At 54.9% G+C, this 16,837-nt stretch carries 18 protein-coding genes and 1 other annotated feature; of the genes, 8 read left to right on the top strand and 10 right to left on the bottom strand.

Going from position 1 to position 16,837, the window contains the following annotated elements; translation table 11 throughout:
* Complete coding sequence (locus FHW74_RS12770; protein ID WP_183170796.1) at positions 1–816, top strand: glycosyltransferase; 816 nt, start codon at positions 1–3, stop codon at positions 814–816.
* A 206-nt stretch (positions 817–1,022) separates the two neighbouring features.
* Positions 1,023–2,435, top strand: a complete 1,413-nt coding sequence (gndA, locus tag FHW74_RS12765; protein ID WP_183170794.1) for an NADP-dependent phosphogluconate dehydrogenase — start codon at positions 1,023–1,025, stop codon at positions 2,433–2,435.
* A gap of 48 nt (positions 2,436–2,483) precedes the next feature.
* Here gndA and hisIE read toward each other — a convergent pair whose 3' ends face one another.
* From hisIE to hisL, 9 genes are all read right to left on the bottom strand, one after another.
* On the bottom strand, positions 2,484–3,083 hold the full coding sequence (hisIE, locus tag FHW74_RS12760) for a bifunctional phosphoribosyl-AMP cyclohydrolase/phosphoribosyl-ATP diphosphatase HisIE (RefSeq protein WP_183170793.1): 600 nt from the start codon (positions 3,081–3,083) through the stop codon (positions 2,484–2,486).
* On the bottom strand, positions 3,077–3,853 hold the full coding sequence (hisF, locus tag FHW74_RS12755) for an imidazole glycerol phosphate synthase subunit HisF (RefSeq protein ID WP_183170791.1): 777 nt from the start codon (positions 3,851–3,853) through the stop codon (positions 3,077–3,079). The genes hisIE and hisF overlap by 7 nt, the downstream gene beginning before the upstream one ends.
* Entirely contained in the window at positions 3,835–4,572 is a 738-nt protein-coding gene (gene hisA, locus FHW74_RS12750; RefSeq protein ID WP_183170790.1) for a 1-(5-phosphoribosyl)-5-[(5-phosphoribosylamino)methylideneamino]imidazole-4-carboxamide isomerase, read from the bottom strand. The genes hisF and hisA overlap by 19 nt, the downstream gene beginning before the upstream one ends.
* The gene (hisH, locus tag FHW74_RS12745) at positions 4,573–5,163 is read right to left on the bottom strand and encodes an imidazole glycerol phosphate synthase subunit HisH (RefSeq protein ID WP_151605352.1); all 591 of its coding nucleotides are present in this window, start codon (positions 5,161–5,163) and stop codon (positions 4,573–4,575) included.
* Positions 5,163–6,230, bottom strand: a complete 1,068-nt coding sequence (gene hisB, locus FHW74_RS12740) for a bifunctional histidinol-phosphatase/imidazoleglycerol-phosphate dehydratase HisB (protein WP_183170789.1) — start codon at positions 6,228–6,230, stop codon at positions 5,163–5,165. The genes hisH and hisB overlap by 1 nt, the downstream gene beginning before the upstream one ends.
* Before the next feature lie 2 nt (positions 6,231–6,232).
* Positions 6,233–7,309: a histidinol-phosphate transaminase gene (hisC, locus tag FHW74_RS12735; protein ID WP_183170787.1), complete on the bottom strand. Its 1,077-nt coding sequence runs from the start codon at positions 7,307–7,309 to the stop codon at positions 6,233–6,235.
* Positions 7,306–8,610, bottom strand: coding sequence for a histidinol dehydrogenase (gene hisD, locus FHW74_RS12730; protein ID WP_183170786.1), 1,305 nt, complete (start codon positions 8,608–8,610; stop codon positions 7,306–7,308). The genes hisC and hisD overlap by 4 nt, the downstream gene beginning before the upstream one ends.
* Positions 8,611–8,614: 4 nt before the next feature.
* Positions 8,615–9,514, bottom strand: a complete 900-nt coding sequence (gene hisG, locus FHW74_RS12725) for an ATP phosphoribosyltransferase (protein WP_125292380.1) — start codon at positions 9,512–9,514, stop codon at positions 8,615–8,617.
* Positions 9,515–9,593: 79 nt separating this feature from the next.
* Positions 9,594–9,716, bottom strand: a sequence feature (His leader region).
* Positions 9,692–9,742, bottom strand: coding sequence for a his operon leader peptide (gene hisL, locus FHW74_RS12720; protein ID WP_001364200.1), 51 nt, complete (start codon positions 9,740–9,742; stop codon positions 9,692–9,694). It overlaps the preceding feature by 25 nt.
* A 191-nt stretch (positions 9,743–9,933) precedes the next feature.
* Here hisL and FHW74_RS12715 point away from each other — a divergent pair, with 191 nt between their 5' ends.
* From FHW74_RS12715 to FHW74_RS12700, 4 genes are all read left to right on the top strand, one after another.
* The gene (locus FHW74_RS12715; RefSeq protein WP_183170785.1) at positions 9,934–10,758 is read left to right on the top strand and encodes an SDR family oxidoreductase; all 825 of its coding nucleotides are present in this window, start codon (positions 9,934–9,936) and stop codon (positions 10,756–10,758) included.
* 41 nt (positions 10,759–10,799) lie between these two features.
* Positions 10,800–11,717: a LysR substrate-binding domain-containing protein gene (locus FHW74_RS12710; RefSeq protein ID WP_183170784.1), complete on the top strand. Its 918-nt coding sequence runs from the start codon at positions 10,800–10,802 to the stop codon at positions 11,715–11,717.
* Positions 11,718–11,947: 230 nt separating this feature from the next.
* A complete protein-coding gene (gene yoeI / locus FHW74_RS23025) occupies positions 11,948–12,010 on the top strand; it encodes a membrane protein YoeI (protein ID WP_125292509.1) in 63 nt (20 codons plus the stop codon).
* Complete coding sequence (locus FHW74_RS12700) at positions 12,000–13,361, top strand: APC family permease (protein WP_183170783.1); 1,362 nt, start codon at positions 12,000–12,002, stop codon at positions 13,359–13,361. Before yoeI ends, FHW74_RS12700 begins: the two co-directional genes overlap by 11 nt.
* A gap of 42 nt (positions 13,362–13,403) precedes the next feature.
* Here the strand turns inward: FHW74_RS12700 and sbcB are convergent, their stop codons facing one another.
* A complete protein-coding gene (gene sbcB, locus FHW74_RS12695) occupies positions 13,404–14,828 on the bottom strand; it encodes an exodeoxyribonuclease I (protein ID WP_183170781.1) in 1,425 nt (474 codons plus the stop codon).
* A 213-nt stretch (positions 14,829–15,041) separates the two neighbouring features.
* Between sbcB and dacD the strand changes: the two genes are divergently transcribed.
* The gene (gene dacD, locus FHW74_RS12690) at positions 15,042–16,205 is read left to right on the top strand and encodes a serine-type D-Ala-D-Ala carboxypeptidase DacD (RefSeq protein ID WP_255459914.1); all 1,164 of its coding nucleotides are present in this window, start codon (positions 15,042–15,044) and stop codon (positions 16,203–16,205) included.
* Positions 16,206–16,353: 148 nt separating this feature from the next.
* A complete protein-coding gene (gene sbmC, locus FHW74_RS12685; RefSeq protein ID WP_183170778.1) occupies positions 16,354–16,827 on the top strand; it encodes a DNA gyrase inhibitor SbmC in 474 nt (157 codons plus the stop codon).
* Positions 16,828–16,837: the final 10 nt, after the last annotated feature.

The raw sequence follows: 16,837 nt of genomic DNA, 5'->3' as shown, positions 1-16,837 counted from the left end.
ATGAATAAAGCAGCAGAATTGACAATTTCTTTGGTTGTTTATAAACCACTCCTGGAGCAGCTAAGTGAGACCTTACGAAGTTTAGCGCTGAGTTTATCGCATGTAAATATTTCGCACCATGTCTACATTATTGATAATACTCCAGAAAACGAAGTTTCTGCTGTAAGTGAAAATTATATATACGGTTTTTTTAATCCTGACGTCGCTACATACATACGCAAAAAACACAACGTTGGATTTGGCAAAGCGCATAATTGCACGCTTGGATTAAACTCTACTTTTCATTTAGTATTAAATCCGGATTTAACGATGGATAAATATGCTATTGAAAAATCTGTGGAGTATCTTTTAAATAATAAAAATTGTGGCTTACTGACACCGCACGTTACCTGGTCGGATGGAAAGGTTCAGCGGTTATGTAAAAAATACCCATCGGTATTTATATTGCTACTACGTGGTTTTGCTCCCAAAAGCATTCGGAAGTTATTCAAGGCTAAACTTGATGAATACGAAATGGTTAATGAAATCGATGACCATTCAATCTATATCAATCCTCCCATGGTCAGTGGCTGTTTTATGTTTTTCAGAAATGAGATATGGAACAAGTGTGGTGGTTTTGATGAGCGCTATTTTCTTTACTTTGAAGATTTTGATCTCAGCATCCGTGTTAAAGAATTCTGCGATATTGCATACGTGCCACAGGTCAAAATAATACATCATGGTGGGTTTGCTGCGCGAAAAGGGATAAAGCACATTATGCTATTTTTTAAATCTATGGTGCTTTTTTTCAATATTCATCATTGGCGATGGTTCTGAGTGGTTTGATTAAAAAAGTGCTAACAGCATATCGGTGGATTAAAAAAATTAAGTAATACAATATAAGTAAAAAAATTGTGTATATTGTTCATTTTATGATGGATTCTTTCACTCTTCTTTCTTACTTTCATCATCTACGTTAATATGTTTTAGCTAAAGCGTTGCCTTCCAGAGGCGGCGTAATTCACACCTGACAGGAGTAAATAATGTCCAAGCAACAGATCGGCGTTGTCGGTATGGCAGTGATGGGGCGCAACCTGGCGCTGAACATCGAAAGCCGTGGCTATACCGTATCCATTTTCAACCGCTCCCGTGAAAAAACCGAAGAAGTCGTTGCCGAAAATCCGGGCAAAAAACTCGTGCCTTACTATACGGTGCAGGAGTTTGTTGAATCCCTTGAAACGCCGCGTCGTATCCTGTTGATGGTGAAGGCGGGTGAAGGCACCGATAAAGCCATTGAATCCCTGAAACCTTATCTGGATAAAGGCGACATCATCATTGATGGCGGTAACACCTTCTTCCACGACACCATCCGCCGTAACCGTGAACTATCTGCTGAAGGCTTTAATTTCATCGGTACTGGCGTTTCAGGCGGCGAAGAGGGCGCGCTGAAAGGCCCTTCTATCATGCCTGGCGGCCAGAAAGAAGCCTATGAACTGGTTGCACCTATCCTGAAACAAATCGCAGCCGTAGCTGAAGATGGCGAGCCGTGTGTAACCTATATCGGCGCAGATGGCGCAGGCCACTATGTGAAAATGGTTCACAACGGTATCGAGTACGGTGATATGCAGCTTATCGCAGAAGCTTACTCCCTGCTCAAGCATGGCCTGAACCTCTCTAACCCGGAACTGGCAGAAACCTTTACCGAGTGGAACAAAGGTGAGTTGAGCAGCTACCTGATCGACATCACTAAAGATATTTTCACGAAGAAAGATGAAGATGGAATCTATCTGGTCGATGTGATCCTTGACGAAGCTGCTAATAAAGGTACCGGTAAATGGACCAGCCAGAGCTCTCTGGATCTTGGCGAGCCGCTGTCGCTAATCACTGAGTCGGTATTCGCGCGCTACATCTCCTCCCTGAAAGAGCAACGCGTTGCGGCGTCCAAAGTGCTGAGCGGTCCAGAAGCTAAGCCATTTACTGGCGATAAAGCAGAATTCATTGAGAAAGTGCGCCGCGCTTTGTACCTCGGTAAGATCGTTTCTTACGCTCAGGGATTCTCGCAGCTGCGTGCCGCCTCGGAAGAAAATAACTGGAATCTTAATTACGGCGAGATCGCTAAAATCTTCCGTGCGGGTTGCATTATTCGCGCGCAGTTCCTGCAGAAAATCACCGATGCTTATGCTGAGAACCCTTCTATCGCAAACCTGCTGTTAGCGCCGTACTTTAAAAAAGCGGCCGACGATTACCAGCAAGCGCTGCGTGATGTGGTGGCATATGCCGTACAGAATGGTATTCCTACGCCGACCTTCTCTGCCGCTATCGCTTATTACGACAGCTACCGCGCTGCCGTACTGCCTGCAAACCTGATTCAGGCGCAGCGTGACTACTTTGGTGCGCATACCTATAAGCGTACTGATAAAGAAGGTGTGTTCCACACTGAGTGGATGGAAGATTAATTTCTTTATTGCCAATAAAAAGGCCGGTCACCCGGCCTTTTTCACATCCTACTTATGCCTTCCCCGCAAATTCTCAATCACCGCCCCTAAATCCAGCTCCTGATCCTGCAACAGCACCAACAAGTGATACATCAAATCCGACGCTTCATTCGTGAGTTCTTCGCGGTCATTCACCGTCGCGGCGAGCGCCGTTTCCACGCCTTCTTCACCGACTTTCTGCGCGATGCGCTTAGTGCCGCTGGCATACAGCTTCGCGGTATATGAGCTGGATGGGTCGGCGTGCTTGCGTTCGGCCAGCAACTGCTCCAGCTGATATAAAAAATGCCACTGGTGATGAACATCGCCAAAGCAGCTGGTAGTTCCCTTGTGGCAGGTCGGGCCGATAGGGTTTGCCAGCACCAGCAGCGTGTCGTTGTCGCAGTCCGGCGTAATGCTCACCACATTGAGGAAGTTGCCGGAGGTTTCGCCCTTGGTCCACAAACGCTGTTTGGTGCGCGAATAGAATGTGACCTTGCCGGTTTCCTGAGTCATGCGCAACGCTTCGCCGTTCATATATCCCAGCATCAGCACTTCTCCGGAAACGGCATGTTGCACTACGACCGGCAGCAGACCGCCGGTTTTTTCAAAATCCAGTTGCTCAGTTAACATACCCGAATCTCCACTCCCTGTAGCGCCAGGAACGCTTTCAGTTCACCAATATTAATAATTTGCTTGTGGAATACCGACGCGGCCAGCGCGCCGTCCACATCGGCGTCACGGAAAGCTTCCAGAAAGTGTTCCATGGTGCCCGCGCCGCCGGAGGCGATCATCGGTACGCGGCAGACTTCACGCACTTTTTTCAGCTGTACCAGGTCGTAACCGTTACGCACGCCGTCCTGGTTCATCATATTCAGCACGATTTCACCTGCGCCGCGCTGTTGCACTTCCTGCACCCAGTCCAGCGTTTCCCACTGGGTCACGCGGGTGCGGCTTTCGTCTCCGGTGTATTGATTAACGTGATATTTGCCGGTTTGTTCGTCAAACCAGGTATCAATGCCCACCACGATGCACTGCACACCAAAGCGATCTGCCAGGCGGGTAATCAGCTCCGGATCAGCAAGGGCAGGTGAGTTAATGGAAATCTTATCCGCGCCGAATGAGAGGATTTGCGCCGCATCGTCGGCAGTTTTGATCCCGCCCGCCACGCAGAAGGGAATGTCGATCACTTCGGCGACGCGTGATACCCAGCTTTTGTCCACTACGCGACCATCGCTCGAGGCGGTGATATCGTAAAACACCAGCTCATCCGCGCCTTCCTCGGCATAGCGTTTAGCCAGCGGGACGATATCGCCGATGATTTCATGGTTGCGAAACTGCACGCCTTTGACGACCTGGCCGTCACGTACGTCCAGGCAGGGGATTATCCGTTTTGCCAGCATTGTACAGCCTCCGCGACGGTGAATTTGCCTTCCAGCAGCGCACGCCCGACGATCACGCCTTTTACGCCGCTGCCTTTTAATGCCTCGATATCCTTAATGCCGCCAATCCCGCCGGAAGCCTGAAATGCCACAGACGGGAAGCGGGCGCAGACTTCTTTGTACAGTTCGACGTTAGAGCCTTTTAACGTGCCGTCTTTGGAAATATCCGTGCACAGCACATGCTTTAAGCCAACTGGCAGGAATGCGTCCACCAGCTCTTCCAGCGTCACGCCGGAATTCTCCTGCCAGCCGCTGACCGCCACCTGTTTGGTGCCGTTTTCATCAATGCGCACATCCAGCGCCAGCACCAGATGTTCTGCGCCGAAGCGTTTAAACCAGCCCTTCACTAACTCAGGAGATTTCACCGCGGTGGAGCCCACCACTACACGCGTTGCTCCCGCCGCTAACAGCGCCGCGACATCCTCTTCAGTTCGCACGCCACCGCCAACCTGTACCGGGACGCTAATGCCCGCCAGCAGGGTTGTCAGTAGCGGGATCTGGCGCTTCGCCGGATCTTTCGCCCCGGTCAGGTCCACCAGGTGCAGCACCTGCGCGCCTTCTGCCTGATAGGCTTGTAAACGCGGCAGTGGGTCGTTGCCGTAATCGCGCTGCTGGCCGTAATCGCCCTGATGCAGGCGCACCACTGTACCGTCAATTAAATCTAATGCCGGGATAATCATTTACATCTCCAGGAAATTTTTCAGCAACTGCGCGCCCGCCGCGCCGGAGCGTTCCGGGTGAAATTGCACGCCGTAAAAATTATCTTTCTGCACCGCTGCGGTAAACGGCTCGCCGTAGTTGCACTGCGCAATAGTAGAAGCGTTCACCGGCATGGCGTAGCTGTGGACGAAATAGAAATACGCGCCGTCCTCAATACCGTTGAACAGGCGATTACCCGCTTTCGGATAGACGCGGTTCCAGCCCATGTGCGGCAGCGGCAGACCGAAATCGGTCATCTTCGGCACCGCCTGGTCGATAATCCCCAACGTTTCCACGCCCTGGTTTTCCTCGCTGCGCGAACCCAGCAGTTGCATCCCGAGGCAGATCCCCAGCACCGGTTGGGTGCAGGCTTTGATCAGGTCGATCAATTCGCGTTCGCGCAGTTGGTCCATCGCGGCCTGCGCAGTACCGACGCCCGGCAGAAAAAGCTTATCGGCGCGCAGCACCACATCGGCGTCGCGGCTCACTTGCGGCTCATAGCCCAGGCGCTGGATCGCCCATTTCACTGATGACAGGTTGGCGCATCCGGTATCCAGAATCACCACGTCCATTACAGCACTCCTTTCGACGATGGAAGCGTATCGCCTTCCACGCGGATCGCCTGGCGCAGGGTGCGGCCAAAGGCTTTAAACAGGCTTTCCACGCGGTGGTGATCGTTTTTACCTTTGGTTTTCAGATGCAGGGTCACGCCCATGGTGTAAGAGAGCGAACGGAAGAAGTGCTCGACCATTTCGGTGCTCAGATCGCCAACGCGCTGGAAGGTGAAATCCGCTTTGTATTCGAGGTGCGGACGGCCAGAGATATCCAGCGCGCAGCGCGCCAGGCACTCGTCCATCGGCAGCACAAAACCGAAGCGGGCAATGCCGCGTTTGTCGCCCAGCGCCAGTTTCAGCGCTTCGCCCAGCGCCAGGCCGGTGTCTTCGACGGTGTGGTGATCGTCAATATACAGATCGCCTTTTACCGTGATGTTCATGCGAAAGCCGCCGTGGGTAGCGATTTGATCCAGCATATGGTCGAAGAAGCCGACGCCAGTGTGGATTTTGCTGCCGCCTTCGCGGTCCAGCCACACTTCCACCTCAATCTGGGTCTCTTTGGTGTTGCGCTCGACGCGCGCATAGCGATCGCGGCGGGTCAGTTGCTCGGCGATTTTTGCCCAGCTCAGTTCGTCACGGTTGTAGCGCAGGCCGGTGATGCCCATGTTTTCCGCCAGTTCAAGGTCGGTAGCCCGGTCACCGATCACATAGCTGTTGGCGCGATCCAGTGCTTCTTCCGCCAGATAAGCCGTCACCAGTTGCGTTTTCGGCTTGCGGCAGTCGCAGTTATCCGCCGGCAGGTGCGGGCAAATCAGCACCTCGTCGAAATTCACGCCCTGGGAGGTGAAAATTTGCATCATCAGGTTGTGCGGGCCGTCGAAATCATCCTGCGGGAAGCTGGCGGTGCCAAGGCCGTCCTGATTGGTAATCATCACCAGTTTGTAGCCCGCATCCTGGAGCTTACGCAGTTGCGGGATCACCTCCGGCTCCAGCGCCAGCTTGTTAAAACGGTCGACCTGAAAATCTTCCGGCGGTTCTGAAATCAGGGTGCCATCACGGTCAATAAAGAGGATCTTCTGACTCATACTTACTCCGTGGCCGCGAGGCCGGGTTGTTCCTGCAGAGCGTCGATCACGCGCTGGCACTCTTTACGGGTGCCGACGGTCACGCGCAGGCAGTTGCTTAATGTCGGTTGTTTGTTCTGATCGCGTAAGATAATGCCCTGATCCCACAAGGATTTAAATACCGCGCTCGACGTGGTAATGCGCGCCAACACATAGTTGGTTTCGCTGTCAAATACCTCTTCGACGCAGGCGAGCTTTTTCAGCTCGCTCACCAAAAACTGGCGATTGACGAGGATTTCCGCCACCCGCTCGCGCATCGCCACAATGCCCTGCGGGCTCAGGGCCTGGGCCGCGATATCCGCTACCGGCGTAGAGAGCGGATAGGGGGCGATCACTTTCAACAGCAGGCCGATAATCTCTTCATTCGCCAGGGTAAAACCGCAGCGTAATCCGGCCAGCGCGAAGGCTTTAGACAGGGTACGCAACACCACCAGGTTCGGGTATTCGTTCAGCCAACCCGCCAGGGTCGCCTGGGGGCAGAATTCAATATAGGCCTCATCGGCCACCACGATGGCTTTTCCGCGCGTCATTTCCAATAAAACGCGAATATCCTGCGGATTGATCAACTGCCCGGTGGGGTTATTAGGGCTACAGACAAACACCACTTTAACGCCATCGAGTTTCTCCGCTATCGCCGGGAGGTCGAGCTGCCAGCCATCAATCGCCTGTACGGTACGGCACTCCACGCCGATGGTTTCGGCGCTGACGCTGTACATTCCGTAAGTCGGCGGGCAGTACAGCACCGCGTCTTTTCCCGGCTCGCAAAACACGCGGATCAGCAGTTCTATACCTTCGTCGGCGCCACGGCTGACCAGCACCTGCTCCGGTTTTACTCCCGCATACTGGGCATAGCGTTCGATCACCAACTTTGGCTGGCACTCGGGATAGCGATTTAACGTTTGCGCGGTGAGTTGAAATTCTACCGGCGTCGGATATTCATTGGCATTCAGCCAGACATCGCCGTTACCCCCCAGGCGACGCGCGGATTGATAGGGCGTCAGATTGCGAACGTTTTCACGGGCTAACTCGACAATGCTCATTTCCTCTCCTTAAGTGCGGCGACGCGCAGGGTAACGGCGTTTTTGTGGGCGGTAAGCTGTTCAGCGGCGGCCAGGGTTTCAATGGTGTGCGCCAGCGCGCTGAACCCGGCTGGCGTCAGCTCCTGGACCGTCATGCGTTTCTGAAAGTCCGCCAGCCCCAGGCTGGAGCAGGTGGCGGTATAACCATAGGTTGGCAACACGTGGTTGGTGCCGGAGGCGTAATCACCGGCTGATTCCGGGGACCAGTCGCCGAGGAACACCGATCCGGCGCTGGTAATGTCGTCAACCAGTTCACGGGCATTGCGGGTCTGAATAATCAGGTGCTCCGGGCCGTACTGATTGGAGATTGCCACGCACTGCGCCAAATCGCGGGCCACAATCAGGCGGCTTTCCGCCAGCGCCTGGCGCGCCGTTTCCGCACGCGGCAGTTCAGCCAGTTGACGTTCAACCGCATCGGCCACTGCCTGCGCCATGGCGCTGTCCGGGGTAAGCAGGATCACCTGCGAATCCGGGCCGTGTTCCGCCTGAGAGAGCAAATCTGAGGCCACGAAATCCGGGGTCGCGCCGCTGTCGGCAATCACCAGCACTTCAGACGGCCCGGCGGGCATATCAATCGCCGCGCCATCCAGCCGCTGGCTGACCTGACGTTTGGCTTCGGTGACAAACGCGTTGCCCGGCCCGAAGATTTTATCCACTTTTGGGACGGTTTCGGTCCCAAACGCCAGCGCCGCGATAGCCTGAGCGCCGCCCACCTGGTACACCTGCTGGACGCCGCACAGACGCGCCGCATACAGAATTTCATCGGCAATCGGCGGCGGCGAACACAGCACCACTTTTTTACAGCCCGCGATGCGCGCCGGGGTCGCCAGCATCAGCACGGTAGAAAACAGCGGCGCGGAGCCGCCGGGAATATACAGGCCCACCGAGGCGATGGGGCGCGTCACCTGCTGGCAGCGCACGCCGGGCTGGGTTTCGATATCCACCGCAGGCAATATCTGGGCCCGGTGAAAAGTTTCGATATTGGCGACGGCCACGGCCATAGCCTGTTTAATTTCATCGCCAAGACGGGCAACGGCAGCGTCGATTTCCGCGTCGCTGACCGCCAACTCCTCCACGGTGGCTTTATCAAAACGCGCGCTGTACTCGCGAAGCGCGCTGTCGCCATTGGCGCTGACGTTAGCGAGGATCTCACTGACGGTGCGGGTGATGCTGTCGGAGGCGGAAATCGCCGGACGGGTTAACAGCGCCTGTTGAGCCTCGGCGTCGCAGTCGTTCCAGTTGATCGGGGTAGAAAAGGCCATGACGTTACTCCATCATCTTCTCAATCGGTAACACCAGAATCGAACTGGCACCCAGCGACTTCAGTTTTTCCATGGTTTCCCAGAACAGGGTTTCGCTGCTCACCATGTGCATCGCCACGCGCTGCTGATCGCCCGCCAGCGGCAGAATGGTTGGACGTTCCGCGCCCGGCAGCAGGGCGATCACTTCGTCGAGACGTTCGGTCGGCGCGTGCAGCATGATGTATTTGGATTCGCGGGCCTGAATCACGCCCTGAATACGGGTCAGCAGTTTGTCGATAAGCTGTTGCTTAGCGTCCGGCATCTCGCCGTCGCGCTGGATCAGGCAGGCTTTAGAGCGGTAAATCACTTCGGTTTCACGCAGCCCGTTGGCTTCCAGGGTTGCGCCAGTGGAAACCAAATCGCAGATCGCGTCCGCCAGGCCGACGCGCGGGGCGACTTCTACCGAGCCGTTCAGCAGGCAGGATTTAAACTGAACGCCTTTTTGATCGAGGTAACGTTTGAGCAGGTGCGGGTAGGAGGTGGCAATACGCTTGCCGTTCAGGCCTTGCGGGCCGTCCCACGGCTCGTCGACCGGCGCGGCGATGGAAAGACGGCAGCCGCCAAAGTCCAGACGGCGCAGGGTGAAATAGCGCGGATCTTCGCCCTGGGCGCGGCGGTCCAGCAGTTCTTCCTCCAGCACGTTTTCGCCGATGATGCCGAGATCCACCACGCCATCCATGACCAGGCCGGGAATATCGTCATCGCGCACGCGCAGGATATCGATCGGCATGTTTTCGGCAAGAGCGATCAGGCGCTGGGTGTGGAGATTGATTTTTATGCCGCAGCGCGCGAGCAATTCGCGTGAATCATCACTTAAACGCCCGGATTTCTGAATAGCTATGCGTAAACGGTTGGTGTCGGTCATCTTCTCTTTTCCTCGTAAACCCTGAATTGTGTTGTGCGTTATCTGTTTTACTACACCGGATTACCCTGAACGTTGGGGTAAAAAAAAGCCCCCGGAAGACGATCTTCCGGGGGCTTTCTCTTGCGTTCTGCACCACTGGAAGATCTAACTGTCTTCCAGCACACATCGCCTGAAAGACTAGTCAGGGTGATGGTGATGATGGTGGTGTTTAAACTGAACGCGCGTCATAAAATTCTCTGATGAATGATTATTCAAACTGTGACATTTACCCTAAACCAGATAAGCCTGAACTGGCAAGCCCTTTTTTTCATCATCCGCCGTTTGGTATTAAACAGGTGAATTGTCAGCAGCGTATGGCTGGCGTAGCCTACACTGCACAGTAGGGGACGCGCAGGGTAACAGGGGTTACAGGAGGAGAGATGAAAAAAGTTGCGATTGTCGGGTTAGGTTGGCTGGGGATGCCGCTGGCACTGGCGCTTAACGCGCGCGGCTGGCAGGTGACAGGAAGTAAAACCACCTTTGACGGGGTGGAGGCGGCGCGGATGTGCGGCGTTGAAGCCTTCCAGCTTCAGCTGCAACCGGAGCTGGTGTGCGATACCGACGACCTGGACGCGTTGCTTGATGTTGATGCGCTGGTACTCACGCTCCCGGCCCGGCGCACCGGCGGCAACGGTGAATTCTACCTCCAGGCGGTGCAGGAGATTGTCGACAGCGCGCTGGCCCATAACATCCCACGCATCATTTTTACCAGTTCTACCTCGGTGTATGGCGACGCCGACGGCACCTTCAAGGAAACCTCGCCGCGCAACCCGCAAACCGAAAGCGGCAGAGTGCTGAAAGAGCTGGAAGACTGGCTGCATAACTTGCCCGGCACGTCGGTGGATATTTTGCGTCTCGCGGGCCTGGTTGGGCCAGGGCGACATCCGGGACGGTTTTTTGCCGGTAAAAGCGGCCCGAACGGCAACCACGGGGTGAACCTGGTGCATCTGGAAGACGTTGTCGCTGCGATTACCCTGCTGCTCCAGGCTCCAAAAGGCGGCCACGTCTATAATATATGTGCGCCGCGTCATCCGACCCGCGCAGAATTTTACCCGGTAATGGCTCGCAAGCTCGGCCTTGAGCCGCCGCATTTCAGCGACAGCCCCCAGCCGGGCAGTGGCAAATTAATTGACGGAAACCGAATCTGTAATGAGCTCGGCTTTGAATACCAGTACCCTGACCCGTTAGTGATGCCAATGGAATAACCATCCGGCACGGGTTATCAGGCGCAACGCAGGGGGCGCATATGAAACCATTGTTGGATGTTCTTGTTATTCTTGATGCCCTCGATAAAGAGGGCAGTTTCGCCGCCGCTGCGACCAAACTCTATAAAACACCATCCGCCCTGAGTTATACCGTCCACAAGCTGGAAAACGACCTTAAAATCACGCTTCTCGATCGCAGCGGCCATCGGGCGAAGTTTACCCGCACCGGCCAGATGCTGCTCGAGCGCGGGCGGGAAGTGCTGCATACCGTGCGTGAGCTGGAAAAACAGGCGATAAAACTGCATCAGGGCTGGGAAAAGGAGCTGCGCATTGGCGTTGATGATGCTTTTCCCTTTTCACTAATGACACCGCTTATTGAAAAGTTCTTTGCCAACGGCAACGTGACACGCCTGAAGTTTGTCAATGGCATTCAGGGCGGCTCCTGGGACGCGTTAACGCTGGGGCATGCCGACCTGGTAATCGGCGCGTTGCATCCGCCTCCGACGCTGAGCGGTTTTGGATACGAGATGCTGGGAAAACTGGACAGTGTCTTTGCGGTTGCCGCGCATCACGCCTTGTCACAATCACCGGAGCCCTTGAGCCGCCGGGATATTAAGCAGCACCGGACGGCGGTTATTGGCGACGGGCGTCCTGCTTTATCGTCCGCTACTATGGTGTTGGATGAGCAAGAGGTGATTACGGTATTTGATTTTAAAGCCAAGCTGGAACTACAAATCAGCGGCCTGGCCTGCGGCTATTTACCGCGCTTTATGGCGCAACGCTTTATCGATTCCGGCGCGTTAATCGAAAAACGCGTCATACCAGAACTGGGTGCGGTTTCGGTATGGTTGGGCTGGAATGAGCAGACCGAGGGATTAGCCTGCGGCTGGTGGCGGGAAAACATTCTCGCCAGCCCGGAAATCATGGCGCTGTACGCCCCCCAGCCCGAACCCATTTGAGCATATCGTGCGCAGTTAAAAAGAAATGCGTGATGAAGCTCCCAACGTCTTGTCTTTGCAATCCAAAATGGGCAAAATACGCCGCCTGCAAAAAATTAAAGCTAACCGACGTTAAGAGCGTCGGTTATTTTTTTGCAACAAACACGTCATTCAAATCAAAGAGGCCGGGCTTCGTACCGGATAGATACTTACTAAAAATCGACAGTTGTTGTCGCTGAGGAAACCAAAAAATGGGGCAATTTTTTGCTTTTGCGACGGCATTCGCCGTAATGGGGGATGACCATGTCGCATAACGCTACTCCAAACACCTCTCGCGTGGAATTACGTAAAACGCTTACGTTGATTCCGGTTGTCATGATGGGCCTTGCCTATATGCAGCCGATGACGCTGTTTGATACGTTCGGTATCGTATCGGGCCTCACTGACGGTCACGTCGCAACGGCTTACGCCTTTGCGCTGGTCGCTATCCTGTTTACCGCGCTGAGCTACGGTAAGCTGGTTAAGCGCTTCCCGTCTGCCGGCTCGGCCTACACCTACGCCCAGAAATCCATCAGCCCGACCGTTGGCTTTATGGTGGGCTGGTCATCTCTGCTGGACTACCTGTTCATGCCGATGATCAACATTCTGCTGGCGAAAATTTACTTCGAAGCGCTGGTGCCTTCCGTTCCGTCATGGATTTTCGTGGTGGCGCTGGTGGCCTTTATGACCATCTCCAACCTGCGCAGCATTAAGAGCGTGGCCAACTTCAATACCCTGATCGTTATTTTGCAGATGGGTATTGTCGCAGTGATTATTGGTCTGATCGTTTACGGCGTGGCGCACGGCGAAGGCGCGGGCACCCTGACCAGCACCCGTCCGTTCTGGAGCGAAGGCGCGCACGTGGTGCCGATGATTACCGGCGCGACCATTCTGTGCTTCTCATTCCTCGGCTTTGACGGCATCAGCTCGCTGTCGGAAGAGACCAAAGACGCCGAGCGCGTGATCCCGAAAGCTATCTTCCTGACGGCGCTGATCGGCGGTCTGATCTTTATCTGCGCGTCCTACTTCCTGCAGCTCTATTTCCCGGACATTTCGCGCTTCAAAGATCCTGACGCGTCCCAGCCGGAAATTATGCTGTACGTAGCGGGTAAAACCTTCCAGTTCGGCGTGTTGGTGTTCTCCACCATCACCGTACTGGCCTCCGGTATGGCGGCGCATGCAGGCGTTTCCCGTCTGATGTACGTGATGGGCCGCGACGGCGTGTTCCCGACCCGTTTCTTCGGTTATGTGCATCCGAAATGGCGCACCCCGGCGTGGAACGTGCTGCTGGTGGGGGCGATTGCCCTGCTGGCGATCAATTTTGACCTGGTGACCGCGACTGCGCTGATTAACTTCGGTGCGTTGGTGGCGTTCACTTTCGTTAACCTGTCGGTGATCTCCCAGTTCTGGATCCGCGAGAAGCGCAACAAAACGCTGAAGGACCACTTCAACTACCTGGTGCTGCCGGTGTGCGGCGCGCTGACCGTTGGCGCGTTGTGGATTAACCTCGAAGAGAGCTCCATGGTGCTGGGCCTGATTTGGGCGGGCATCGGCCTGGTTTACCTGGCCTGTGTCACCAAAAGCTTCCGTAACCCGGTTCCGCAGTACGAAGATATTCCGCAGTAATGCGCAAACAAAAATGGCTCCCTCGGGAGCCATTTTTTTAGCTTACAGTATGTCCTGAACGTACTGATATAACGCCTTCAATAGGGCGATTTTCTCTTTATCCCCTTCATACTGGCCGTACAACATCTCCAGCTGCTGGGCGTAGCTCTGCAAATATTCCTGCGTAAAGCGCGCCTGACGATGGCGCAGCCAGCGCTGCTGCTCTTCGTGGTCCAGCGTGCCGGGGAAATTACGCGCCCGGTAGTTAAACAGCAGTTTCTCAATGCGCTTATCCACGAAGCTGATATCCAGCGCCGGCAGGTTCTGCGGGTCGGTTTGCAGGATAATACGCATCGCGGCACGATCGGCGTCGCTGAAAAAGCCGTTATACAGCTGGGCATCCACATCTTCTGACGGCACAAACGGCTCGGCGTCAGCGTACAGGGCCACCACTTTTTCACGCACGTCCGGGCGCTCGCGCAGGATTTTCAGGTTATCCAGGCAACGCTGGCGGTCAATGCCCAACCGGTCGGCATCTTCCGGGCGCAGCGTATTGGCCTGGGCCAGCACCGGGCATTTATTCAGATGAACCAGTTTAATTGGCACTGCCGCGTCATCACCTAACGCGTTTTTAGCGGTATACAGGCGCTCGCGCAGCGCATCGGCGTCCAGCTCCAGCAACGGCGTCATATCACCCGCTAAATCCACCATAATCACCGCGTTGCGGTTTTCCGGATGCCACGCCAGCGGCGCAATCCAACTGGTGTTGCCGCGAAACGCCCCGAACATACCGGAAACATGCACCAGGGGCTTCATCTGCGGGATATCAATCAGCGTCGCCAGCTTTTGCTTATTGCGGTGGCTGAACAGGTACTGAAAGAGTCGCGGCTGTTGGGTCTTCACCAGCTTCGCCATGGCAATAGTGGCGTACACATCCGCCATCGCGTCGTGGGCGTTAGCATGCTCAATACCATTAGCAACGGTAAGATGCTCCAGGCGAAAGCTCGGCAACCCGTCGTCGTTTTCCGGCCAGTTGATGCCTTCCGGTCGCAGGGCGTAGCAGGCGCGCATCACGTCCAGCAAATCCCAGCGCGAATTATGGTTCTGCCAGCTCCAGGCATAAGGGTCGTAGAAGTTGCGGTAAAAAACGTTGCGCGTTACTTCATCGTCAAAGCGCACATTGTTGTAACCCACCACGCAGGTGTTCGGCACGGTGAACAAATCATGGATGCGTTTCGCGAAATCAGCTTCGTGGGTACCGCGCGCTGCCGCGATCTGGGGCGTGATGCCGGTAATCAGTACCGCTTCCGGCTGTGGCAGATAGTCATCGGCCGGTTTGCAATAAAACACCTCAGGCTCGCCGATGATATTGAAGTCCATATCGGTACGTATCGCGGCGAACTGCGCCGGGCGGTCCAGCGCCGGGCGGGTGCCGAAGGTTTCGTAATCATGGAAAAGAAAAGTCGGCTGTGCTGCGGAATCAGTCACCGGTCACCATCCTGAAGGGGTCAAAAACTGGCGGTTATGGTAAACGATTGGCTGCCTATTCAGAAGAAAATCACGGTGGTTTTTCGTCCTGGCGGCTACGTATTACTCCGATAAATGTGTTCAGTGTCATACTTTTTTGCAATTAATGAATGCGTTTACATACGAAGTTCCGTAAAACAGGCGCGAACAAAAAACACAAACGAGGATATGCTGTTGAAAACCCGCCTGATTGCCGCTTCTTTGCTCGCTTTTCTGTGTGCAAACGCCCATGCAGAACCCACTTTCGCCGTCACCCCCGTGCCCCCGCAGGTGCAAGCTGGAGCATGGGTATTAATGGATTACACCACCGGCCAGATTTTAACGGCAGGCAATGAGCATCAGCAGCGCAACCCGGCAAGCCTCACCAAACTGATGACCGGCTATGTGGTGGATCGCGCCATCGACAGTCGTCGTATCACGCCAGATGATGTGGTCACCGTTGGCGCAGATGCATCGGCGTATGGCAATCCGGTATTCGCCGGTTCGTCGCTGATGTTTTTAAAGGCCGGGGATCGCGTCACGGTCCACGATCTGAGCCGTGGGCTGATCGTTGACTCCGGTAACGACGCCTGCGTGGCGCTGGCGGATTACATCGCGGGCGGCGAAGCGCCGTTTGTCAAAATGATGAATGACTATGCTCACAGGCTGAATCTGCACGACACTCACTTCGAAACCGTGCACGGCCTTGACGCGCCGGGCCAGCACAGTTCCGCGTATGATCTCGCGGTGCTGTCGCGCGCTATTATCCACGGCGAACCGTCGTTTTATCATATGTACGGCGAGCGCAGTCTCACCTGGAACGGCATCACCCAGCAGAACCGCAACGGCCTGCTGTGGGATAAAAACCTGAACGTGGACGGTCTGAAGACCGGGCATACCTCTGGTGCCGGGTTTAACCTGATCGCCTCCAGCGTAGAGGGCCAACGTCGGTTAATCGCCGTGGTGATGGGCGCGGATAGCCCGAAAGGCCGTGAAGAGCAGGCCCGCAAGCTGCTGCACTGGGGGCAAAGCCAGTTTGACACCGTGCAAATCCTCCATAAGGGTAAAAAAGTCGGCACCGAGCGTATCTGGTACGGCGACGTCGAAAACGTTGAAGTGGGCACCGACCGCGATTTCTGGCTCAGCCTGCCGAAGTCCGAAGTGGCGAATATCAAAGCCAAATACGTACTGGATAAGCCGGAGTTATCAGCGCCGTTGGCGGCGCAGCAGCGGGTAGGGGAGATTGAACTTTATGACCGCGATAAGCTGGTGGCCCACTGGCCGCTGGTGACGCTGAAGGCAGTGGGAAAAGGCGGCATCTCCTCGCGGTTTAGCGATTATCTGCATCATAAACTTTAGTTTATTAACAGTCGCTTACCCCCCTCGCAGGCTGAAACTGACTTTTCCGCGAGCGCGCTCGCAAATTAAGCATTCTATGCTTTAGTGCGCCGGTGCAACACGTATACTACTGTTTGCATATACAGTTATTTAACAGCGAGGAACGATCATGGATTATCAGATTCAACAAGCCGAAACCCGTCGTATTGCCGGGTTTCATTTAGTTGGCCCCTGGGATAAAACCGTTCCTCAGGGGTTTGAGCAATTGATGATGTGGGTGGATGGCAACCAAATCCAGCCGCTGGAGTGGATTGCCGTTTATTACGATAACCCGGACATGGTGCCCGCAGAGAAACTACGCTGTGATACCGCCGTCACCGTACCGGAAAATTTTGCCATCCCGGCCAACAGTGAAGGCGTGATGGCAACCGAAGTGGCGGGCGGGCAATACGCGGTGGCGCAAGCGCGCGTTGAAAACCACGATTTCGAAACGCCCTGGCGGCTGTTTTTCAATAGCCTGCTGGAAGACGTGAAGTACCAAATCGCCCCTAAACCCTGCTTCGAAATTTACCTGAATGACGGCGCGAAGGATGGCTACTGGGACATCCATATGTACGTGCCGGTTGAGCCTAAACACGAGTAACTCGCTCTGA

The organism is Atlantibacter sp. RC6 (genome assembly GCF_014193285.1).
Classification (GTDB): Bacteria; Pseudomonadota; Gammaproteobacteria; order Enterobacterales; family Enterobacteriaceae; genus Atlantibacter.
The sequence above is the reverse complement of the archived record's forward strand: the minus strand, read 5'-3'. Positions and strand labels throughout refer to the sequence as shown.